Consider the following 22,865-nt stretch of genomic DNA (forward strand, 5'->3'; position numbering starts at 1 on the left):
CTTACAGAGATCGAACCCGAGGCTGACGCCGCGGCATTGTTGGCCCGGGCCTGGACACAACTCGGTCAAGCCATAAGCGCCAACAAGCCACCGGCTTCGCCGGAGCCCAGCCGTGACGAGCCAAAGGTGGAGCAAGAGCAAGATGACTCCGCTGAGAAACATGCTCCAGGGACCGGTGCATGGTGGTCCGAGTAGAGGTTGGACATCCTTTTAACGTCCAACTTCAGTTTGCCAGAAGCGATATCGGCAGCTTGCTCAATATGGCAGCGACAGGCTGTTCCTCCGAGCGGACCAGTTTCATCCCTGTAAAACGATCGGTCAGGTCTGATTGCCCTGCAACTTCAGGCAAATGGATCGTTGTATCGCCCCAGAACACCGGATCGCACCACTCGAACTGTGTCGGGCAAGTTCTCAACACCAGGCGTGGCACCACTATGACCGCGATCTCATCGGCCTGCGCGCGCATAAACGCAAAGACATGGTCTTTCCGCTCTCCCGACGCCTGCAACGGAACGTAAGAGCCACGCGCAAACAGAGCCTCATGCCTTGCGCGGAAGGCAAGGCATCGGGCGATCACGGCCTGCTTGACGGGCGCATTTTGGATACTGGCGTCGGCCAGTGAAGGCGGAAGCGACGCCAGCGTTTGGCCGAGAGCCTGGAAATCGATATCGCGACGATTGTCGGGATCGACAAGGCTTTGGTCCAGGCCCTCGGCACCCTGATAGAAGTCGGGAATGCCAGGGGCGGTCATCTTAATCAGGGTCTGCGCAAGGCCGTTGACCGCGCCGGCACGGATAAAGGGCTGCAGCGTCGCGGAGAAGTCGTCGAGAAAATCGCGGTTTGCCGGCGACAGCAGCCCTGCGGCGTAGGACTTCGCGGCACTTTCATAGGGTTCGTTCACATCGGCCCAGTCAGTCCGCAGCTTCGCTTCGCGCAACGCTTTCTCGACATAGCCCTCGAAGCGTTTGGACAGCACTTCGAGAGCAGCGGTGCCCATTGGCTCCGTCCCTGCCGGCCAGGTCCCCGCCAGAGCCTGGTAGATCATCCATTCGGTGTCGGGGTCAGGCGCCGGTCCGTCGGCCAGATATTCGACATTGGACGAATGCATTTGCCGCCACCGCTCGACCGCGTCGCCCCACACTGTTGGCGCCTCGCTCAGCGCATAGAGGCGTGCCCTTCCATCCTCGCCGCGCTTGGTATCGTGTGTCGACGTGGCAAGCAGGCCAGCGGGGCGGAAGCTGTCGGGGGACGAGAACATGCCGTGGATCTCGTCAAGCGAAGCCGAGCGGCCAGACGGATCACCGCCCACTTCATTCAAGCCGATCAACCTGTTGTGGCGATAAAAGACGGTATCCTCAACCGCCTTTGCCATGACCGGCCCGGTCAGTTGCTGGAATCGTTTCCTGAACTCCCACGCCTGCGCGACCATCGTCGGCGGTACGTCTCCGGACAACAGCTGCAGCAATAGTCTCAACGCCTCGGCGTCAACCCCCTGCCCCGAAGCTTGAATTTCGTCGGCGATGCGAAAAAGCAGCTCTCGATCGCGAGGCGGCATGCCGGCTTCGGTGCCGTAGGTCCTGTAGATCGGAAATGCCGCAATCAACTCGGTCAGAGCCGCATTGGTCGCATTGAGATCGGGCACGACCGCCGCGAGGTTCCTTGCCGAGGCCGACGCCAAACCAGCAAGGGCCGACAGCTCCGTCTCGAAGTTCCGCGTCACCATCAGCCGTTTGGCCGCCCTGGCCTCCGTGGCAAAGCTATCGTCGGCGAGAGCCGCCCGACCTGTCCGCGCGGCATAGACCCGGTCCAGTTCAGCTGATCGCCGATGGTCGACGAACAGGTGGCCCATTGCGCCGATGAATTCGTAACCTGTCGTGCCCTCAATCGGCCAGTTCGCCGGCAGCGTCTCGCCACGGGCCAGGATTTTTTCGACGACCAGAAAGGTGTCCGATCCTATCTCCTGCCTCAGCCGCTGGAGATAGGCTTGTGGATCCGCCAAGCCGTCGACGTGATCGATCCGCAAGCCATCGACCTGTCCGGATCGGACAAGGTCGAGCGTCAGACGATGCACATCTTCGAAGACGGAAGGCGCCTCGACACGCACGCCAACCAGGCCCGTGACTTCGAAGAACCGCCGGTAGTTCAAGTGCCTTCGGGCATCCTTCCAGTAGAGGAGCCGCCATGGCTGGGCGGCGTGGGTTGCGTCGACAAAGGCGCTGTCGTCGGAACGCTGGGCCAACGCATCTTCCAGCTCGGATGTTGCGGCGCTGTCGCCCAGCGAAGCCTCGAGCGCGTCATTCCAGGCCTGGTCCTGTTCAGGACGCGCTGTGCTGGCAATCTGCAGCATATCGGCAGCGAGCTGTCCGCTAATTCCGGCCAGCACTTCCTGATATGTCGACGGCGATAGCGGCAAGTGGTGGTCGAAATAGGCCAGTACCAGCCCGCCTTGACGGCGATCCAATCGGACCGACAATTCGCCCGTTGCCAAGGCCTCTTCATAGGGACGACCGAGGATCGGCAGTGTCAGCCTTTCACTCCAGTCAATATCGAAGTGGCGGTGATAGAGGCTCCGCGACCCCCACTCCACCACGTCCCGCCACCATGGGTTTTCCAGGGCCGCCGCCATGTGGTTGGGCACGATGTCGAGGATGAGACCCAGCCCCGCGCGTTTCAGGGCGCTGCTCAGCCTGTCAAAGCCCTGGCGCCCGCCAAGCGCCGGATCGATCTCATTGTGGTTGGCGACATCATATCCATGCGTCGATCCGGCGGCGGCGGTGAAGATGGGCGAAGCGTAAAGGTGACTGATTCCAAGGCTTTGCAGATACGGGACGATGCCGACGGCGCGATCGAAATCCATGCCGTTGCGAAACTGCAGCCGATATGTTGCCCGAGGCAATGTCATGCCGGTCTTTCCTCAGCCATGGCCCGGGTGATCAACTGGAATAGCTCGCCGGTGGAGAGGTCTTCCAGGCGCATCGATGACCGGAGACGCCAGTTGGGATAGCTGTCGACGGTGCCCGGGAGATTGGTCTGGCGTCGCTCGCCGGTCAGGTCAGCCAGCCGGACGCCGGCCAGCAGGCTCTGTGTCTTCGCGACGAACCGGTTCGCGGCAACAGCAATAACGGCGGGAAGGTCGCCCGCGCAAGCTTCGGCAGGTTCGGCAATGGCGAGATCGTCCGAAGCCAGAGCGCCGGCGGCCGCCAGCGCTTCCACCAGCGCGGTGCGTTCCCGTTTTCTTTCCAGACGTTGCGCGCGTGCGGCGGCCGCGTCGATCAATGAATGCCGCAGCCGCAGTTCGATGTCGTCGCCAAGCCACCAACCCTGCAATGTCGGCATATCATGCGTCGAAAGACAGGCGAGTGCCAGCCGCGGATAATCCTCGGGCGCGATGAAGGCTCCATTCTGCTTCTCGAAATAAACGATGCGATAGGAGAATATCCCGGCCTGCTCCATGACATCCCGAAATCCCGGCGGGACATGGCCGAGATCCTCGCCAATGACGATCGTGCGGTGCCGGTTCGATTGTTCCGCCAGGATGCGCAGCAAGCTGCCTAGGGGATAACGGACATAGGCACCGGCCGCCGGCGTTTTTCCGGCCGGCACGAAGAAAAGCTGCCAGAGCGACATCACGTGATCGATACGCAACGCGCCCGCATGCCGCATCAGAGCATCGTTCGTCCGGCTGAACGCCGCAAAGTCGGTGCGCGCCATGGCCAGGGGCGAGACCGGCGCCAGTCCCCAATCCTGGCCATTGGCCGTAAACATGTCGGGCGGCGCGCCGACGCTCATGCCGGAAACGCAAAGCTGCTGATCGCTCCAGGTGGCTGATCCGTCCGGCGCTTCGCCAACAGCAAAATCGACATAGATGCCGATACGCATGCCGGCTTGGCGAGCCGCCGCGGCGCATTGTTCCAGCTGATCGTCCGCGATCCACTGCAACCAGGAATGAAACAGCACTTCGTCCTCGTTCGCCCTGGCGAAGTCTTTCACGGCGGGCCCGTCTAGGTCCCTGAATTCCTCCGGCCATGCCGTCCATCCGCTCCCATTGCCGGCGGAAACCATGGCATCGCTGAGTGCCTCGAACAATGCGTGCCTCCGCAGCGCCTCTCCCGATCGCTCGAGAAACCGGGAGAATTCCTGCTTGGCGGACGACGCTACCGGCTGGTCCGGCCCTTGCCAGGAGCGCCAGAGGCGGTGCAACGCCGAAAGCTTCAACGCGGCGACCGCAGAATAATCCACCTCAGTCCTGTCGCGGAGTCGTTCCGCGATGCCGGCCTCGTCGCCCTCGGCAGTATAGAAGGGGATCTGGTCGACTGCGATGTAGAGCGGGTTCAGGAACAGGCGGTTGGAAGGGGAAAACGGGCTGCAGCGGCTTGGATCGGAGCCGAACAAAGCGTGCAGCGGGTTGGTGCCGACAAAATCGGCGTGGACCGAAGCAGCAATCCGGCAGAAGGCGGCGAGGTCGGCGAAGTCCCCGATGCCCCAGTTACGGTCGGAACGAAGTTCGTAAAGCTGAACGGTGATGCCCCAGGCCCTTCCCTTCTCCAACCAGTCGGGCAGATAGCAGCGCGTGCCGGCACTCGCCCGCAACGTCGGCGGTTCCCGGTCGGCAGCCTGCCTCAGGCTCTCGTCGATTGCTTTGCTAGACCCCACATCGATGCCGAGCGCAGCGAGAATTTCGCCGATAGCGGCGGTGCTGCCGGGGGTGTCGGCAAGCGGCGCGACGCCGTAAAGCCTTGCCAATTCATCGATGCCGGGCGGGTTCATGTCCTTGTGCCCGCTTTCGAGCGGTGTCCGCGCCACAACGACACAGTGGGGTGGGAGTTCTCCATCGCAGAGAGCGGCGGCGGCGTCCGCCGGCTCTGCGAAAACGACTTCGGCGTCCGACGGCGGCAACTGCTGGGGCACGGCCGTAAAATTTGCCCGCAGGTGCAGGCGCGCTGCTGGCATTGTCCAGTCGATCGCAACAACCCCGTCAGGCACATCGAGCCGCTCGCCGCTGTTGCCTCCGGCGTCGCGAAGCAGAGGCACGATCACCTCTCGACGAAGCGCCAGAAGCTGCGAAACGAAGCGCAGCCATGCGGCGCCATCTCCTTCGGCTTTCGCCCAGTCGATCCGGGACCGCTCGAAGGTAGACCGGGCATTGGGATCGGGGATGTGCTCCCGCTTCTCCTCGCTGTTGAAGGCCCCGAACTTCGCGAATTCGCGACGCCGTCCGTTGCGCACCGCTGAGGCAAGCTCACCCTCGAAATCGGTGAAGAACAGGAAGGGGTTCGTCTCGCCCCATTCCTCCCCCATGAACAGCAGCGGAATGTGCGGCGATAGCAGCAGCGTTGCCGTCAAGACACGCAGCACAGGCTCCTCGCAAAGGGTCGGCAGCCGTTCCCCCAGCGCTCGGTTGCCGATCTGGTCATGGTTCTGGAGAAAGTCGATGAAGGCGGTGGGCGGCAGGTGCCCGCTCCCGACACCCCTGCTGGCCCCATCGGCCTGCTCCTCACCCTGATAGGCGAAGCCTTCCGCGAGGGTGCGGGCCAGGTGACGCGCCGGATGTTCGGCGAAGTCCTCGTAATACCCGTCGGTCTCACCGGTGGCGAGGACATGGGCCGCGTTGTGGAAATCATCGTTCCATTCCGCCGTGAACCGCACGGCGTTGCCGCGCGCGTCTCGCTCATGCAGATACACGATGTTCCTGTTGTCTTCCGTCGTCAGGTGGATGTGCCTGTCAGGAAGCTCACGACGCACGCGGTCGGCGATTTCGATGAGGATCTCCGTCTCGGACTTCGGATCGGCGATCTGGTCGATGGCGTCGAAGCGAAGTCCGTCGAGATGGAATTCCTCCAGCCAGTAGAGTGCGTTTTCGATAAAGAACTGCCGGACCGGCAGTTTTTCATAAGCGATCGCGGCTCCCCAGGGAGTGTGGCGGTCGGGGTCGAAGAATTCGGGCGCCAGTAGGGGGAGATAATTCCCGTCGGGCCCGAAATGATTGTAGACGACGTCGAGCAGCACCATCAGTCCATGCCGATGCGCGGCGTCGATGAATGCCTTCATGGCGTCCGGAGGGCCGTAAGCACGATGAGGCGCGTAGAGAAGCACGCCGTCATAACCCCATCCGCGCTCGCCGCCGAACTGCGCCACCGGCATGATCTCGATGGCAGTCACGCCGAGCCTGGCTAGGTGCTCCAGCCGTGCGTTCGCGGCGTCAAATGTTCCTTCCGGCGTGAACGTCCCGACATGCAGCTCGTAAACAACCGCCTCCTCCCATGGACGCCCGCGCCATTCCTCGTCCGTCCACGCATGGCTTGTCGGATCGACGATCAGCGAGGGGCCATGCACGTCTCCGGCTTGTGCTCGGGAAGCGGGGTCCGGGATCGCGCGCCCGTCGGGCAGCACCAGGCAATACCGGTCGTTCGGCGCCACGCCGGTGGCCAACAGCTCGAACCAGCCGTCCTCGTCCCGCATCATCTGACTGTCGGCGCCGTTTCGCCGCAGATGGAGTTGCTCGATGCCAGGTGCCCAGACCCGAAACCGCGCCTCCCCGGGACGAACGAACGCCGCGCCCCAGGATCTGGGAGCAACGCGGAACGCGTTTGCGTCTGATGAGCCCGATAGAATCATGGACGTCTTTCCAGCAAGACGAGCGACCTCGCCTCGGCCAGAAAGGACGGATGCTCGACTGCGTTCGCCGCATTCTCATCGGCGACCGCGGCGGCGGTATCGACCACGATGCGCCAACTGTTTCCGACATCTGCCGGCAGGTTGAACGAGACCGCTTCATGGTGCGCGTTAAACAGCAGGATCAGCGCCTCGCTCGAACTGCGAAGCAGCATGGCCATGGACCGCGTGTCTTTGGCCTCCCAGTCTGTCGACGTCATTCCCTCTCCATCGGGCCGGAGCCACTCCACATCGGCACGCCCGCTGTCGTCGACGGCGTTGCCGTGCGGGAAACGCCACTGGCGAAGCAAGGGCCGGGTGCGCCGGATGCGGATCAGGCCGGCGAGAAATTCGCTGAACTGCCGGTCCCGATCGGGGATGTCTTTCCACTGTAGCCAGTTCATCTCATTGTCCTGGCAGTAGGAATTGTTGTTGCCGGACTGGCTGCGGCCTATCTCGTCGCCCATCAGGATCATCGGTGTGCCCTGCGATGTCAGCACCGTGGCGATAAGGCTGCGCCGCATCCGGTCGCGCAGGTCGAGGATAGCCGGATTGTCCGTCGCACCCTCGACCCCGCAGTTCCAGCTGAGATTGTGTGAATGACCGTCGGCGTTGTTTTCACCATTGGCTTCATTGTGCTTGTCGTTGAAGCTGACGACATCCTTCAGGGTGAAGCCGTCATGCGCGGTGACGAAATTGACGCTTGCATAGGGGCGCCTGCCTCGCTTGTCGAAGCGATCGGCCGAGCCGAGCAGACTGCTTGCCAATTCGGGAGCCAAGCCTTCGTCGCCTTTCCAGAAACCCCTGGCTGTGTCGCGGTATTTGTCGTTCCACTCGGCCCAGCCCGGCGGGAAATTGCCGACCTGGTAGCCGTCCGGGCCGGTATCCCAGGGTTCGGCGATGAGTTTCACCGTCTGCAACACGGGATCCTGCCGGATCGCCTCGAAGAAGACCGCGTGATGGTCGAACTCCGCGCGATCGCGGCCAAGCGTGCTGGCAAGGTCGAATCGGAACCCATCGACATGACAGTCCTCGACCCAATAGCGCAGCGAATCCATCACCATCTGCAGCACGCGGGGGTGACGAAGATTGACGTTGTTGCCGCAGCCGGTCGTGTCGAAATAGTAGCGGGGATCGTCGGCCAGCACATAGTAGCTGGCGTTGTCGATGCCCTTGAAGGAGAGCGTCGGGCCCATATGGTTGCCCTCCGCCGTGTGATTGTAGACGACGTCGAGAATGACCTCGATGCCGGCCTCATGCAGTCGACGGACCATCAATTTGAATTCGTGGATGTCACTCCCCGGCGAGATATAGCGGGCAGCCGGCGCGAAAAAGCCGATCGTGTTGTACCCCCAATAGTTCTTCAGACCGCGCTCGAGCAGGTGGCGATCGTCGAGAAAGGACTGGCTGGGCATCAGCTCGACGGAGGTGACGCCGAGCTTGACCAGATGATCGACCACGCTGGGGTTGGCCAGGCCGCCGAACGTGCCACGCAACTGGGGCGGGATGTCGTCCCGCAGGGCCGTCATCCCCTTTACATGGGCTTCATAGATGATGGTCTCGCCCCACGGCACCCGTGGCCTTGGGTCATCGCCCCAGGTTACCGCCGGGTCGACGACGACGCATTTCGGCATGATCGAAGCGGAGTCACGCTTATCGAAGGAGAGGTCAGCGCGGCTGCTTCCGACGCGATAGCCGAAGGCTGAATCATGCCAGCGCATGTCGCCTTTCATAGCCAGCGCATAGGGATCCAGCAGGAGCTTGTTGGGGTTGAAGCGATGGCCCGCCGACGGTTCATATGGGCCATGAACCCGATAGCCGTAGAGCTGCCCGGGCCTGACATCAGGGAGGTAGCCGTGCCAGACCTCGTCGGTGAATTCGGGGAGCGGGATTCGCTGCAGCTCGCGCCGTCCATTGCCGTCAAACAGGCAAAGTTCCACCTTGGTGGCATTGGCCGAAAACAGCGCGAAATTCACGCCCGACCCATCCCAACGCGCACCCAATGGAAACGGCGATCCATGGGAGATGCGGGACGCTCTGGTCATTGGAACCTCGGGTATGTTGGAAAAGCGATCTGGTGGCGGGAAGCAAGGACGAACTCTACCAGCCGGAATATGTTCCGGGGATCTGGCATTTTCCTGTCGCGCCGTCGGGGCGAGCCAAGCTTTTCGCTGGCGCAGCCATGTCAAGCTGCAAGCTAGATGCTTTTGTGTTCCCGCTCTGTCGCCGGGCGGACGTAGACTTCATCCCCGGTCCGCGGAAATCTGATCGCTTTCGCCGCTGCCGGGAACCTGGCTGTGTTTGACGTCGTTCCGAACAAGAGACGACACTATACGCGTGCGACCATTGCGGCACTGCACACATGAAAGTTCGAGGAGGAAGCGGTTCGATGGCTTGGGTCGGGCAAAAGCTTATCTACGCCGTGGCGCTTATGGCGGCTGTCGGCGCCTCGCAGTTCCCGGAATTCGCGCAACAGTACAGGCAGCGGCTTGGAGGAGCGATCGAAGAGCTCGGGCGTCTCGTCAGCGACTTCGATCGGGATGCGGTCAATTCGGGCCTGTCGCGCGGTCAAGCGCTTGACCTGCACCAGCAATCGACCGTTGCCTTTTTCCAGGCGCGCGGACGCAGCATGCGCACCACCATCGACCGATACGAGACATTGCTGCGCCAAAGAGACGATTTCGCCAAGAGCTCGACCCTTGCCCAGCCGCTTGTCCTTGCACGCAGCGACGCAGCGACCTTCGCCGGGGCATGGCACGATTTCAGTCCTGCGGTGCCCACCACGACCGATGGCTTGATCTGGGCAGCTTTGGGATTCGTTTTGGGCGCAGCCGTTTCATATGTGATCGCCGCTATAATGGGGTTGGGTTGGCGAAGGACCGTGCTGGCCACGCGCCGGACGCCTTCCATGCCGCGGCGATGAGGCTAGACTGCGAACTACCCAAGACCGCCCTTCGCCATTGGACTCTATAATTCCCGGGCATTATTGACCCGGCCAAGTGGGGAGTTGTCATAATCTGCCAGCAGCGCCGCAACATCGTCGTAGATCGCGATTGCGCCGGCCTTGCCGAGAAGCTCATCCGTAAAGCCGCCGGACCTCAGCGCGATGGTGGAGATGCCGATTTTCCGGGCGGCTTCGACGTCATATGGCGTGTCGCCGACAACGACGGTTTGCCGGGGAGAAACACCGGGCAGCTTAGCGAGCGCGGTGGAGAAGATGTCGGGGGCGGGCTTCGTCCTGGCGACGTCCGCGCTGCTGGTCGTGGCGGCAACGATATCGCGCGCCTTGAGCAAGTCGAGATGGTGGGCAAGGTCTTCCTCGGACGCTGAGGATGCGAGCGCAACTCGCTGTCCCAAGCCGTGCGCATGCGCCAGGATTTCGTGGGCGGCCGGAAACGGCTTGACCTGGTGGAGGAACTTATCCCTGAAAATCTTGCCTTGCGCCTCACCAAGCTCCTTGCGGGTTTCGGCATCCGCTTCGGGCATCAGCGTGGGAACCAGCATGTCGGCCCCCTTTCCGATCTGGTCATGGATCACCTGCCGCTCGAACCGCTTGCCGGCGCCAAGAAATGCCTCTTCCCATGCGAGGACATGGAGGTCGTTGCTGTCGACCAGGGTACCGTCAATATCGAAGAGGATGGCGGCTACATGCATGCGATGTCCTTTGGCTGGCGTCATGAGGTTCGCATGCGGTGCGATATCGCACCGGCTGCGGCCCTGACCTGCAGCAGAAGCAAGCCCAAGCTTGGCGGATGGTTCCACCGACAGTCTAATTGCGGCGGGGCCGTCCCATTTGAACGGGGGAATCAAGCTTGCCAGCATTGCATTGCGTCAGCAGGCCAGCGTGCTGCCTGCGCATCGTACAGATGCAGAGGAATCGATGGTACCGTTGGCTGGGATCGAACCAGCGACCTCCGGATCCACAATCCGGCGCTCTAACCATCTGAGCTACAACGGCACGTTTGCCTGAGCGTATCGCGGCAAAGTCTCCGGGATCTGCTGCGTCGTTCGGCGATGCGTCCTTACGGTCTAATGGATCTTAATTCAAGACTTTTGCACGGCAAAGATGACTTCCCCCGCGGCGGCGACTTTTCGCCGGGCAAAAGAAAAGGCCGGCGGGAGGAGGTGCCGGCCTTTTCCTGTTACGAGCCAGCGGGAGGAGGTGCTGGCTGGTTACCCCGGGAAGCAGAGGGAGGAGGTTCCACTCGCCGGGTATCTGTTATAGCTGCATCGTACGCATGAATGGATTTAATGAAAATGCGACCTTTTGTTGCATCTACCAATCATGCGCAAACATTAGGCAGCCTTGATTTCCCTGATCGCCTTCTCGAAGGCGGTCTTGATCGGTGTGGAGACGTCCTCGGCCGCCTTGGAAGCGACCGTCTGGAAGTCCTTGGCCTGGGCAACAGTCATCTCGAAACCCTTGCGCAGGAAGGCGGTCTGCAACTCGACGACTTCCGAAAGCGACTTGGCGCCAATCAGTGCCTCAAGGTGCGAGAAGCCGGCTTCGGCATTGGCGCGCAAGGCGGAGATGGTCTTGAACGACAGGTCGCTGGATACGGATTTGGCGGTCTCGAAGGTCGACTCGAGAGCCTTCTGAGTCTCCTCGGCACCGGACTTCATCTTGGCGTAAGCTTCCTTCGACTGCTCAACGCCCTTTTCGGTGAAAGCGCGGATCTGGTCGGTAGCCTTGGAAGCATCGAAACTCGGAAATTCAACGTTTTCGATCGTCTCTGCGGTCTTGGTCCTGGACATTTTCCATCCTTTTCAGCGGCAGCGGCTTTGACAGAAAGCCGTCTCGTTCCTGTATGATGGCAATATAGAGGCAAATCTTGTGCGTTGCAATATCTTTGTTGCAGTGCACCATAACATTCTTCCCTGGCGTTAACCAAGAGCCCAGATTCCGCCTTCTGCACGTTTTGGCTTGTGGACCTTGATGCCGCCGGCTTTTATTAACAAAGCGTTAACTGCAAATTCGCCGCTCCGTGAGGGTTCGCCAAGCGCATGCCGTCCGAATATTCCTTCCTCGACGTTGCCGTGCTGGACGCGGTGCGCCAGCGCTTTGCCGCGGGAGATGCGATCGCGATTCTGTCGGCGGACCTGGAGCAGGTAATCTGGGCCAACGGCCCGGGCGCCGCGCTGTTCGGCTATCCCGACATCGAAGCGATCATCGGCGCCTCGGCGCAACTGCCGCTCATCGCCAGGCGCCAGATCATGGCGACCAGTGGCTTTCCCGAGATCGGCCTGGACCGCGCGACAACGGTCCGGCTGGCGACCGGCATGACCAGCCGCGCCGTCGGCTTTCTGGCCAGCGCCGTAACCATGCCGGATGCCGAAAAAGCAATCATGTTGGTTGTGCCGGTGGCGTATTCAGGCTCGCGCGGCGCCCACGAAATCGCTGCCCGCGCCATCAGCGGCTTTACCGAGGACGGGCATTTCATTGCGTTCGTAGATGCCAACGGGAAGGTCGAAGCAGCCTCGGAAGGGTTTTCGGCGTTGGGCATCCTGCCGGAGACTCTGGCCGCGCTTGTCGCCGATGTGGCTGGCGAGAGCGACCGCATCGTGAAACGGCTGGTTCCCGGCCGTACGGTTTCCTATCCCGCGGGGATGGCCAGATTGACGGAAGAACGGCATCTGCTGGTTGTGATCGACGAGGACCAACTCGACGACGCGACCGACGGCCGCTCGGCAAAGGAAGAAGCAAGCCTGGCCGCAGTCGAAGCACCGGAAGAGTTGCCCGCTCGCCCGGTGGCGGATCAGGACAACAAGCCTGCGCTCGACGTTGCGGCATTGGTTGGCGCGGCCGATCCGGTCCTGCCGGAGGAAACCGAAACCAGCCAGGCGCCAGACCGGGAAAATGCGGTGGAGCGGGCCGCGGAGAAAGCCGACAATGACGCCGGGGCCGCCGGGAGCATGCCCGCGCAGCACGACCATTGGTACTTCAATGCCGATGAGGACGTTGCGCAACCAGCCGGGCGGCAGGCCGGGAGCGAAGTCATCAATTCCCCCGACGCTGCCCCGGGAATGGTTGACGACGATCCGGCGCCGGGCGACCAAGCTCCGCTTGCCGCTGCCCAGCCGCCTGCCCAGCGCTCGATCGACCGCACGGCCGCGCCGCTGCGTTTCGTGTGGCGTACCGATGCGGATGGCAAGTTCAGCGCGTTGTCGCGGGAATTCGCCGACATTGTCGGGCAGCAGGCCGCGGATGTGATCGGTCGCCGCTTCAAGGATGTCGCCGCCACGTTCGGGCTCGATCCCTCGGGCGAAATATCGGCCCTTTTGGATCGGCGCGACACCTGGTCCGGCCGCACCGTGCTTTGGCCTGTCGTCGGTACTGATCTGAAGATCCCTGTCGATCTGGCTGCGCTGCCCGTTTATGGGCGCAGCCGCGCCTTCGAAGGTTTCCGAGGCTTCGGGGTGGCGCGCGCGGGTGATGCGGTCGTCGACCCGGAAGCTATCGGCATGGCGTTGGTGCCGAACAGCGAGGTGCCGGCGGAGCGACAGGCGCCAGCGAACGAAGCGGCGCCGGAAGAGCCTAAGACCGACGAGCCGGGAGAGGCATCGGATCCCTTCAAGGGCGAGGTGCCGGCCCTGACGATCGTGCCGAAACCGGAGCGCCGTTTCGCCGATAAGGTCATCCGTCTGGCCGAACACCGCCAGCCCGCCAACGACAAGGGCCTGTCGACCCTGGAGCGCAGCGCGTTCCGGGAGATCGGTGAGCGGCTGAAGAAAGACAGTTCCCCGTTAGAAGCCGAGAAGCTTGCTTCGGCCCCCCAGGAACAGGCGCCTGTAGTACCCGCTATCACGCAGGAAGAAATTGCGGTCGAGGCGACCGGTGATACTGTCCCGGCCCACGATGTCTCGCCGGAGAAGCTCGCCGATTTCAGCGCGATCCCGGGCATGGAGGCAGCGAGCGAACCAGCGTTGGCGTCGCCCGCCGGGATCGACGCAGAAGATGAACAGGATCTCGCCCGGATTGATGGTGGCCACCCGCGCGACGCGGCTGATCGGAGGTTTGCGGACACCCTTCCTCACGCGGCGGGGTCGCTGGTCGGCTCTGCCGACCGGGAAGAGACCGGCCCGGTCACGGACAATAATGGAATACCGGTCACAGAACCGGTTGCGGCGGAACAGGAGGGCGTTGAACCCGCCGCAGCGGGCGATGATGAGGCGAAAAAGGCGCCCGGGGATGTCGACGACGACAGCATGACATCGGCCGACTTTCGCGATGCCGAGGACAGCGAGGAATGGATCGACCGCGAGGAGGCCGTTGCGGCCGATGACCGTGGTTCCGACGATTTGGATGTCGCATCGGCAACGGAAGCCGATGCAGTCGACGAGTTAATGGAGACAGCCGTCGAGCCGCCTCGCCGGCTTGCGCCGCCGCTGAAGGTTGCGGGGTTCGTGCCTTCGGCCTTTTCCACCGGCGACGAAAGCAGGGCTCCGGACACATCGCTCCTGGCGAAATTGCCGGTCCCGCTGCTCATCCATTCCGGCGACCAATTGCACTATGCGAACGACGAATTCCTCAGCCTGACCGGTTATGCCACCCTGCAAAGCCTAGGGGACGCAGGCGGCCTGGGGGCTCTGTTTGCGGATCCCTATGCCGACGACGGCGCTTCCGATGGTAGCGACCGCGCGTTGCGGCTGAAGACGCGTGACGGACAGGAATTCCCGATCGAGGCCATCCTGCGCTCGGTTCCTTGGCGGGACGGCAAGGCGCTGATGCTGGTCGTGCGACGCTCCGGGGAGGATGAGGCCCCAGCGGCGTTGCATGCCGTTGGCGAGGAACAGACGCAGCCCGACATTTCCGAGCTCAAGGCCCGCATCGCCGAGATGCGCACCATCATCGACACCGCCACCGACGGCGTCGTGCTGATCGGACGCGATGGTATCATCCGTTCCATCAGCCGCCCCGCCGAAGCCTTATTCGGGTTCGACAGCGACGAGGTGACAGGCAAGCCGTTCGCCTCGCTGTTCGCGATCGAGAGCCAGCGGGCGGCCCGCGACTATCTCAACGGACTGTCCGAACCCGGCGTCGCAAGCGTGATGAATGATGGTCGCGAGGTGATTGGGCGGGAGGCGCAGGGCCGCTTCATTCCGCTGTTCATGACCATCGGCCGGCTGCCCAACGACAGCGGCTTCTGCGCCGTCGTGCGCGACATCACGCAGTGGAAGCGGGCTGAAGAGGATTTGACCCAGGCTCGCGCGGTGGCCGAGCGCGCCTCCTCGCAGAAGACCGATTTCCTTGCCCGCATCAGCCACGAGATCCGCACACCGCTCAACGCCATTATCGGCTTTTCCGAGCTGATGGTGGACGAGAAGTTCGGGCCGGTCGCCAATGACCGCTATCGCGATTATCTGCGCGACATCAACCGCTCGGGCAACCATGTTCTCGATCTGGTCAACGACCTGCTCGACATTTCGAAGATCGAGGCCGGCCAGCAGGAAATGGCCTATGAAGCGGTGTCACTCAACGACACGCTGGCCGAGACGGTGGCGATGATGCAGCCACAGGCCAACCGTGAACGTGTCATCATCCGCTCCAGCTTCGCGTCACGGCTGCCCGAAGTGGTGGCGGATCTGCGCAGCGTGCGCCAGATCGCCCTTAACATCCTCTCCAACGCCATCCGTTACACCCAGGCTGGCGGCCAGGTCATCGTTTCGACTGCTTACGAGACGTCGGGCGACGTCGTCATGCGGGTGCGCGATACCGGCATCGGCATGAGCCAGGCTGAAATCGAGCAGGCCATGAAGCCATTCAAGCAGATCAACGCGCTGAAGCGCGGGCGCGGCGACGGCACCGGACTGGGCTTGCCGTTGACGAAGGCAATGGTGGAAGCGAACCGCGCGAGGTTCACCATCAACTCGACGCCGGGCGAAGGCACACTGGTCGAGATCGCTTTTCCGTCAACCCGCGTGCTGGCCCAGTAGGCCGACCTGCATCCGCGCGTCAAAAGAAAAGGCGTCCGGGGGGACGCCTTAAGGATGGGATTGCTGTCACAACGGGGCTTGAGCGAATTCTGATCCTCCGGGGATGTCGAGGAACGGGATTTCTCCCCTCAAGTTACATGCGACTATCGACGTCGGGCCTTAACAAATCCTTACCAGCTTGGCGAGAAATTTACGAATGTGTACCACTCGTGAAATCTAGGTAAATTCGCGCTTCACATCCGATTAACCATCCGGTTCTGACTCACTCGGCCAGTTGCGGCAGGCTCCTGAACAGCTCCAGCGCTTCGGGATTGGCCAGCGCCTCCTTGTTCTTGATGGCTCGGCCGTGGACAACGTCGCGCACGGCGAGTTCGGTGATCTTTCCAGACTTGGTGCGGGGGATATCCGTGACGGCAACGATCCTGGCCGGCACGTGACGGGGGCTGGCGCCGTCGCGGACCTTGGCGCGGATGCGCTTCTCCAGATCCTCGTCCAGTGCGGCTCCGGCTGCCAGCCGCACGAACAGCACGACGCGCACGTCATTGTCGAAATCCTGGCCGATGCATAGCGCTTCCAGAATCTCGGGCATCTGTTCAACCTGGTTGTAGATCTCCGCCGTGCCAATGCGCACGCCGCCCGGGTTGAGCGTTGCGTCGGAGCGGCCATGGATGATGATGCCTCCATGCGCGGTCCATTCGGCGAAATCGCCATGGCACCAGACATTGTCGAAACGTTCGAAATAGGCGGCCTGGTATTTCTTGCCGTCGGGGTCGTTCCAGAAACCGATAGGCATCGCCGGAAAAGCCTTGGTGCAGACCAGTTCGCCCTTCTCCTGTCTTACCGGCCTGCCGTCGTCATCCCAGACATCGACGGCGAGGCCGAGGCCCGGTGCCTGGATTTCGCCGGTCCATACCGGCAGCGTCGGAACGCCAAGCACGAAGCAGGAGACGATATCGGTGCCGCCCGAGACCGAGGCGAGGTGCACCTCCTTCTTGATGCCCTCATAGACGAAGCGGAAGCCTTCCGGCGACAGTGGCGAGCCGGTGGAGGAAATGGCACGCACGCTGGACAGATCATGCGTGCCAATCGGCTTGAGGCCGGCCTTGCGCACGGAATCGATGAATTTGGCCGATGTGCCGAAAAAGATCATCTTCTCGGCATCGGCGAAGTCGAACAGCACGTTGCCGTCCGGATAGAAGGGCGAGCCGTCGTAAAGCAGCAACGTCACGCCTGAAGCGAGGCCCGACACCAGCCAGTTCCACATCATCCAGCCGCAGGTGGTGAAATAAAACATGCGGTCGCCCTCGACCAGGCCGGCATGCAACCGGTGTTCCTTGACATGTTGGATCAGCGTGCCGCCGGCGGAGTGAACGATGCATTTGGGTATGCCGGTCGTTCCGGACGAGAACAGGATATAGAGCGGGTGCGAAAACGGCAGCCGCTCGAAAGCCACGGGCTTGACGGCGAAGGGCGACAACGCCTCCTCAAGCGCCATCGCCTTATCGACGGTGGCCGCGACATCGGCCGAAGTGCCGAGATAATCGACGACAAGGACTTTGCGGACGGTGCCGAGCTTGGCCGCGACCGCCGCGACCTTGTCGCCGACCTCGATCGCTTTGCCATTATACCAATAACCGTCGGGCACGATGAGGATAACGGGCTCGATCTGGCCGAAGCGGTCCAACACGCCCTGCTCGCCGAAATCGGGGGAGCAGGATGACCAGACCGCGCCGATCGAGGCGGCGGCCAGCATGGCGGCAACCGTCTCCGGCATGTTGGGCATCATCGCCGCGATGCGGTCACCCTTCTTGACCTCTAGCGCCAGGAAAAGCTGCTGCAGGCGCGAGGTCAGCGCATGCAACTCGTTCCAAGACAGCCGACGCTCGACCTTGTCCTCGCCACGAAAGACGATTGCCTCGCCCGAGCCGGTCTTGCGCAACAGGTTTTCGGCGAAATTCAGCATGGCATTGGGGAAGAACGATGCGCCCGGCATCCTGTCGCCATCCACGAGCACACCAGGGCCCTTGTCGCCAACAATGCCGCAGAAATCCCAGACCAAGGCCCAGAACCCTTCCCGGTCTTCGACCGACCATCGGTGCAGTTCGGCGTAGCTGGAGAACGAAGCCCCGGCCTTGGCGGCCGCCTCCCGCGTGAAAGCCGTCAACGGAGCGGCGTCGATCTGGTCTTGCGTCGGGGTCCAGAGTGGTGCTTCGGCAACCATGTTCGATCCTCCACGATCGCCATCGCTTATGCATATCGCGGCGCGGCAGGGCAAGATTTGTTCTGATGAACCCACGGAGTGTGCGCAAATGCCATCGCCGGGCCATAAAGACTTGAAATGCCTCGCCGCTAGGTCGTAGTGACGAATGATTGTACAAGTCGGCCGATTTGTCGGAATGGGAGCATACGGGGCGATATGCCATCATCCTTGATCCGGCGCGGAGTATGGGCGATCGGCGCTGCCGCGATCGTCGTGGCGCTGGTCGTCGCCACCCTGCCGCTGATCGCGTCCACCCGCATCGTGCGCGACCGGATCGCCTGGGAAATGAGCGCCTGGAGCGGTTTCCGGGTGGCCATCGAAGGCTCGCCGCAGATCGAGGTCTGGCCGAAGTTCCGGGCAATCCTGACCGACGTGACGCTTTCGCAATGGACGGATTCGGAAGCGCCGCCGGTCGTCGAGTCCGAACGGGTCGAGGTCGACCTTTCCGCCATGGCGGCACTGCAAGGCGACGTCGCCTTTTCGACGGCGCGGCTCATTCGGCCGACCATCCACGTCCAGCGCACGTCAGCAGGGGTTTTCTTGCCGGCGCAACCGACCGGGGGACGCATCACGCGATCCATCGACGCGGCGCGCGAGGTGGTCAAGGCCGACCCGGCCAAGCCCAATCTTGACAAGCTTCCCACCGACGCATTCGGCACGGTCGAGTTCCGCGACGGCCGCATGGTGGCTTCGGTCGGCGGCAAGGATGTCGAAATCCTGAGCAGCCTGACCGGCCAGGCGAGTTGGGCCGCGATGAACAGCAATGCGACGCTTTCAGCTACCGGCATCTGGCGTGGCGAAAGCGTCACTCTCGATGCCGCCTCGCCAAAACCGCTGGTGCTGTTTGCCGGCGGCACGGCGCCGCTGACGCTCTCCTTCAAGGCAGCACCCGCAACCTTCTCTTTCGACGGCATGGCCAGCATGTCGGAGAACGCCTATTTTGATGGCCAGGCCAAATTCTCGGCGCCATCGCTACGGCGCGTGCTGGAATGGTCGCAGGCCGGTATCGCTCCGAGCGCGGCAATCGGCTCGGTCGGCATTTCAAGCCGGATCACGGCCACGACCAGCCGGGTCAAGTTCGACAATACGGCGATCACTCTCGACAACAACCCTGGAATGGGGGCGCTCAACCTCTCGCTGGGCGAAGCGCAGCCTGTGGTATCCGGCACACTCGCCTTCGACACACTGGACCTCAGATCGTTTCTGTCAGCCTTCACGCCGCTCTCGCCGGCCGGCGGGGCTGCACAGGGGGACATCGACACAAGTTTCGCCGACCGGGTCAACCTCGATCTGAGGCTGTCCGCGGCGCACGCCACAGCAGGCGCCATCCAGCTAAACGACGTCGCCGCCACGGCCCAGGTCAAGGACGGGCTTTCCGTTTTCGACATTTCCGACGCCTCGGCCTTTGGTGGCAATTTGCAGAGCAGCCTTCGCTTCGACCGCAAGCCGGAAGGCACGCAGGTCGAGATCCGCCTGCTGGCTTCCGGCATCGACGGCGGCGCCCTCGGCACTGCGGCCGGAATGACGCGGCTGGTGCCTGCGGGCCCTGGAACGGTTTCGGTCATCCTGAAGGGGCCAGGCAGAACCTGGGATTCAATCTTCGACAATGCCGATGGTTCGGTTTCCGCGACCTTCGGGGCGGGTGCGCTCAGCAAGCTCAACCTGCCCGAATTTCTAAAGCATACGGAGCAAGGCGGCTTCTTTGCCCTGGACGACGTGTCCGATGGCACGCTGCCGATCGACGGCGCCGAGATCAAGGCCACCATTTCGAAGGGCGTGGCACGGATCGACAAGGCTGAGGTGAACTCGGCGAAGACCAAGATCTGGCTGTCCGGCATCGCTTCCTACGCAGGGCGAGGATTGGCCTTGTCCGGCGGCGTCATCCAGACGGACCAGACGGCGACGCAAGCCAATGGCCAGCAGGGTCCGAAACAGTCGTCGTTCTTTGTCGGCGGAACATGGAGCACGCCCTTTATCTCGCCGATCAGCCGCGGCGTTTCCGGGGAATAGCCCGGCGAGCCGATCGGGCTCCAACTGCCCTGCTCTCAGCCGCGTTGCGCCGCCCGCTCGTCAAGCTGCCGCTGCACCTCGCGCCGCTTGTTGACGACCGACGCGGCTATGACGCCGACCGCGACGATCGCGATCAGGATCGTGCAGGCGGCGTTGATCTCCGGCGTCACACCGAGACGGACCTGGCTATATATCTTCATCGGCAGCGTGGTGGCGCCCGGCCCCGAGGCGAAGCTGGCGATGACCAGATCGTCGAGCGACAGCGTGAACGCGAGCATCCATCCAGAGACGATGGCCGGCATGATCACGGGCAATGTGATCTGGAAGAAGGTTTTCACCGGCGTTGCGCCAAGATCCATCGCCGCTTCTTCCAGCGAGCGGTCGAAGCTGATCAGGCGTGACTGCACCACGACCGCGACAAAGCACATGGTGAAGGTGATATGCGCAAGGGTCACCGTCATCAGGCCGCGATCCAAACCGATGGCGACAAACAGCAGGAGCAGCGACAGGCCGGTGATGACATCCGGCATCACCAGCGGCGCGAAGATCATGCCCGAGAACAGTACCCTGCCGTGGAAGCGGGTGTAGCGGGTCAGCGCCAGCGCTCCCATCGTGCCGAGAACCGTCGCCACGGTGGCGGATACCAGGCCGACACGGATGGTCACCCATGCGGCGTCCATCAGGCCCTGATTGTGGAACAGCGACACATACCACTTGGTCGAGAAGCCGCCCCAGACGGTGACCAGCTTGGACTCGTTGAACGAAAAGACGATGAGCAGCACGATCGGCAAATAGAGAAAGGCAAAGCCGAACGTGATCGAGGTGATGTTGAAGCGGCTCCAGGTCGTGTTCATGATGTCACCGTTCGATTTCCTGGGCGCGCGCCTGGGCGTGCTGGAACAGCACGATCGGCACGATCAGCAACAACAGCAGGATGACGGCGACGGCCGACGACACCGGCCAGTCGCGGTTGGCGAAGAACTCGTTCCACAGTGTCTTGCCGATCATCAAGGTTTGAGAGCCACCGAGCAAATCCGGAATGACGAACTCGCCGACGGCGGGAATGAACACCAGCAGGCAGCCGGCGATGACGCCCGGTAGCGACAGTGGAAAGGTGACCTTCCAGAACGCCGCCGTGGGCGGACAGCCGAGGTCCTTGGCAGCCTCGATCAGCGAATAGTCCATCTTTTCGAGCGACGAATAGAGCGGAAGCACCATGAATGGCAGATAGGAATAGACGATGCCGATGAAGATCGCCGTGTAGGTGTTTAGGATCACCAGCGGCTGGTTGATGATGTGCAGCGAGAGCAGCAGCTGGTTGAGCAGGCCCTCGGGCTTGAGTATGCCGATCCAGGCGTAGACGCGGATCAGGAACGAGGTCCAGAATGGCAGGATGACCAGCATCAGCAATGTCGGCCGGATCGTCGCCGGCGCGCGCGCCATGCCGTAGGCCAGGGGGTAGCCGACCAGCAGGGTCAGCACCGTGGAGATCGCGGCGATGATGACGCTGGTCACATAGGCGTTGAAGTAGAGCGCGTCCTGCGTCAGCCAGGCATAGTTGTCGAAGTTGAGGTCGCGGAACCCCGCGAAGAAGCCTGCCACGCCATCGCGGAAATCGAGCACCGGCGTATAGGGCGGCATGGCGATGGCCGTCTGCGAAAGCGAAATCTTGAAGACGATGATGAACGGGACGAGAAAGAAAAACAGCAGCCAGAGATAGGGGACGAGGATCACAAGACGGCTGACGAAACCGGCCGCGAAGCTCTTCACGACCGGCTTTGCGGGAACGGCTTGACCGGTCGTGTCGGTGATGGCGATGTTGGACATGGCGGCCCCCCTACCGTGTCAGCACGACGCCAGCGTCGGGCCGGAAGGAAACCCAGGCGCGGTCGTTCCAGGTCAGCGGGTCCTCGGTGACACGGGCCGCGTTCATGGTGCTCGCTCTCACAACCTGGCCATCGTCGAGCCTGACATGATAGACGGTCATGTCGCCGAGATAGGCGATGTCGTAGACCTCCCCTTCGATCGCATTGACGGCCTCTTGTGGCTTCTTCGACGAGACCTTGATCTTTTCCGGCCTGATGGCGAAAGTGACGGCCGCTCCGGCGGTCGCATTGCCGGCGTTATCAGTCTGGATGGTGATGCCGTTGCCGGCATCGATGCTCGCAGGGCCCGTCTCACCGCGCGCGATCTTGCCCTCGAACATGTTCACATTGCCGACGAAACCGGCGACGAAGCGCGACCCCGGCGCCTCGTAGACTTCTGCCGGCGTGGCCACCTGCATCACCTCGCCCTTGTCGATGATGGCGATGCGGTCGGCCATGGTCATTGCCTCTTCCTGGTCGTGGGTGACGACGACGAAGGTCAGGCCGAGATTCTGCTGCAGGTCCATCAGTTCGAACTGGGTTTCCTCGCGCAGCTTCTTGTCGAGTGCGCCCAGCGGCTCGTCGAGCAGCAGCACCTTCGGCCGCTTGGCGACCGACCGCGCGAGCGCGACACGTTGGCGCTGGCCGCCCGACAATTGATGCGGCTTGCGCTTGGCGAATTGCTCGAGCTTGACCAGCTTAAGCATCTCGGCGACGCGCTTTTCGATATCGGGCGTCGGCATGCCTTCCTGCTTGAGGCCAAAGGCGATGTTGTTCTCGACGGTCATGTGCGGGAACAGGGCATAGGACTGGAACATCATGTTGACTGGCCGGCGGTAGGGCGGGATACCGCGAAGGTCTTGGCCGTCGAGCAGGATGCGGCCGGCTGTCGGCTCCTCGAAGCCGGCGAGCATCCTGAGTAGAGTCGACTTTCCGCAACCGGAAGCGCCGAGCAGGGCGAAGAATTCACGTTCGAATATGGTCAGGGACAGATTGTTGACGGCCGTGAAGTCACCGAATTTCTTGGTGACGTTTTCGAACTGGATGTATGGCTTGGCGTCAGGATCATTCCACGGCGCGAAATCCCTGCGGATGCTGCCAAGCGATTTCATGTCCCCACTCCGTCCTGATTTTTCTTGCCCCTG

12 protein-coding genes and 1 tRNA gene are annotated in these 22,865 nt (G+C 62.4%); 3 read left to right on the forward strand and 10 right to left on the reverse strand.

Features of this window, described 5'->3' with window-relative positions; all coding sequences use genetic code 11:
• Positions 1–223: 223 nt before the first annotated feature.
• From treY to glgX, 3 genes are read right to left on the reverse strand one after another with little or no spacing between them, the layout of a single operon-like run.
• Positions 224–2,902 (reverse strand): malto-oligosyltrehalose synthase, encoded by a 2,679-nt coding sequence (treY, locus tag LB513_RS01745; protein ID WP_224661718.1) that lies wholly within the window; start codon positions 2,900–2,902, stop codon positions 224–226.
• Entirely contained in the window at positions 2,899–6,615 is a 3,717-nt protein-coding gene (gene treZ / locus LB513_RS01750; protein WP_224661719.1) for a malto-oligosyltrehalose trehalohydrolase, read from the reverse strand. The genes treY and treZ overlap by 4 nt, the downstream gene beginning before the upstream one ends.
• A complete protein-coding gene (gene glgX, locus LB513_RS01755; RefSeq protein ID WP_224661720.1) occupies positions 6,612–8,696 on the reverse strand; it encodes a glycogen debranching protein GlgX in 2,085 nt (694 codons plus the stop codon). Before glgX ends, treZ begins: the two co-directional genes overlap by 4 nt.
• Before the next feature lie 344 nt (positions 8,697–9,040).
• Between glgX and LB513_RS01760 the strand changes: the two genes are divergently transcribed.
• A complete protein-coding gene (locus LB513_RS01760) occupies positions 9,041–9,574 on the forward strand; it encodes a DUF2937 family protein (protein ID WP_224661721.1) in 534 nt (177 codons plus the stop codon).
• A gap of 44 nt (positions 9,575–9,618) precedes the next feature.
• Here the strand turns inward: LB513_RS01760 and LB513_RS01765 are convergent, their stop codons facing one another.
• The 3 genes from LB513_RS01765 to LB513_RS01775 form a co-directional block, all read right to left on the reverse strand.
• Entirely contained in the window at positions 9,619–10,305 is a 687-nt protein-coding gene (locus tag LB513_RS01765; protein ID WP_224661722.1) for an HAD family hydrolase, read from the reverse strand.
• Positions 10,306–10,532: 227 nt separating this feature from the next.
• Positions 10,533–10,609: transfer RNA gene (locus tag LB513_RS01770), tRNA-His, on the reverse strand.
• Positions 10,610–10,947: 338 nt separating this feature from the next.
• Positions 10,948–11,406 carry a phasin gene (locus LB513_RS01775; RefSeq protein ID WP_224661723.1) on the reverse strand — a complete coding sequence of 153 codons (459 nt, stop codon included), beginning with the start codon at positions 11,404–11,406 and terminating at the stop codon, positions 10,948–10,950.
• A gap of 249 nt (positions 11,407–11,655) precedes the next feature.
• On the opposite strand from LB513_RS01775, the gene LB513_RS01780 reads away from it, so the two are divergent.
• Complete coding sequence (locus tag LB513_RS01780) at positions 11,656–15,585, forward strand: PAS domain S-box protein (protein ID WP_224661724.1); 3,930 nt, start codon at positions 11,656–11,658, stop codon at positions 15,583–15,585.
• Between the two features lie 262 nt (positions 15,586–15,847).
• On the opposite strand, the gene LB513_RS01785 is transcribed toward LB513_RS01780, so the two are convergent.
• The gene (locus LB513_RS01785; protein WP_224661725.1) at positions 15,848–17,806 is read right to left on the reverse strand and encodes an acetoacetate--CoA ligase; all 1,959 of its coding nucleotides are present in this window, start codon (positions 17,804–17,806) and stop codon (positions 15,848–15,850) included.
• Between the two features lie 195 nt (positions 17,807–18,001).
• Here LB513_RS01785 and LB513_RS01790 point away from each other — a divergent pair, with 195 nt between their 5' ends.
• Positions 18,002–19,855: an AsmA-like C-terminal region-containing protein gene (locus tag LB513_RS01790; RefSeq protein WP_224661726.1), complete on the forward strand. Its 1,854-nt coding sequence runs from the start codon at positions 18,002–18,004 to the stop codon at positions 19,853–19,855.
• A 35-nt stretch (positions 19,856–19,890) separates the two neighbouring features.
• Here LB513_RS01790 and LB513_RS01795 read toward each other — a convergent pair whose 3' ends face one another.
• From LB513_RS01795 to LB513_RS01805, 3 genes are read right to left on the reverse strand one after another with little or no spacing between them, the layout of a single operon-like run.
• Complete coding sequence (locus tag LB513_RS01795) at positions 19,891–20,709, reverse strand: ABC transporter permease (protein ID WP_224661727.1); 819 nt, start codon at positions 20,707–20,709, stop codon at positions 19,891–19,893.
• Between the two features lie 4 nt (positions 20,710–20,713).
• Positions 20,714–21,682, reverse strand: coding sequence for an ABC transporter permease subunit (locus LB513_RS01800; RefSeq protein ID WP_224661728.1), 969 nt, complete (start codon positions 21,680–21,682; stop codon positions 20,714–20,716).
• A gap of 10 nt (positions 21,683–21,692) precedes the next feature.
• On the reverse strand, positions 21,693–22,832 hold the full coding sequence (locus LB513_RS01805; protein WP_224661729.1) for an ABC transporter ATP-binding protein: 1,140 nt from the start codon (positions 22,830–22,832) through the stop codon (positions 21,693–21,695).
• Between the last annotated feature and the right edge of the window lie 33 nt (positions 22,833–22,865).

The organism is Mesorhizobium sp. ES1-1, from assembly GCF_020164785.1.
Taxonomy (GTDB): Bacteria; Pseudomonadota; Alphaproteobacteria; order Rhizobiales; family Rhizobiaceae; genus Mesorhizobium.

Coding starts and splice junctions, on each gene's coding strand:
- treZ (WP_224661719.1), bottom strand. CDS start 6,615: ATGATTCTATCGGGCTCATCAGACGCAAACGCGTTCCGCGTTGCTCCC.
- LB513_RS01800 (WP_224661728.1), bottom strand. CDS start 21,682: ATGTCCAACATCGCCATCACCGACACGACCGGTCAAGCCGTTCCCGCA.
- glgX (WP_224661720.1), bottom strand. CDS start 8,696: ATGACCAGAGCGTCCCGCATCTCCCATGGATCGCCGTTTCCATTGGGT.
- LB513_RS01780 (WP_224661724.1), top strand. CDS start 11,656: ATGCCGTCCGAATATTCCTTCCTCGACGTTGCCGTGCTGGACGCGGTG.
- LB513_RS01795 (WP_224661727.1), bottom strand. CDS start 20,709: ATGAACACGACCTGGAGCCGCTTCAACATCACCTCGATCACGTTCGGC.
- treY (WP_224661718.1), bottom strand. CDS start 2,902: ATGACATTGCCTCGGGCAACATATCGGCTGCAGTTTCGCAACGGCATG.
- LB513_RS01760 (WP_224661721.1), top strand. CDS start 9,041: ATGGCTTGGGTCGGGCAAAAGCTTATCTACGCCGTGGCGCTTATGGCG.
- LB513_RS01805 (WP_224661729.1), bottom strand. CDS start 22,832: ATGAAATCGCTTGGCAGCATCCGCAGGGATTTCGCGCCGTGGAATGAT.
- LB513_RS01775 (WP_224661723.1), bottom strand. CDS start 11,406: ATGTCCAGGACCAAGACCGCAGAGACGATCGAAAACGTTGAATTTCCG.
- LB513_RS01785 (WP_224661725.1), bottom strand. CDS start 17,806: ATGGTTGCCGAAGCACCACTCTGGACCCCGACGCAAGACCAGATCGAC.
- LB513_RS01765 (WP_224661722.1), bottom strand. CDS start 10,305: ATGCATGTAGCCGCCATCCTCTTCGATATTGACGGTACCCTGGTCGAC.
- LB513_RS01790 (WP_224661726.1), top strand. CDS start 18,002: ATGCCATCATCCTTGATCCGGCGCGGAGTATGGGCGATCGGCGCTGCC.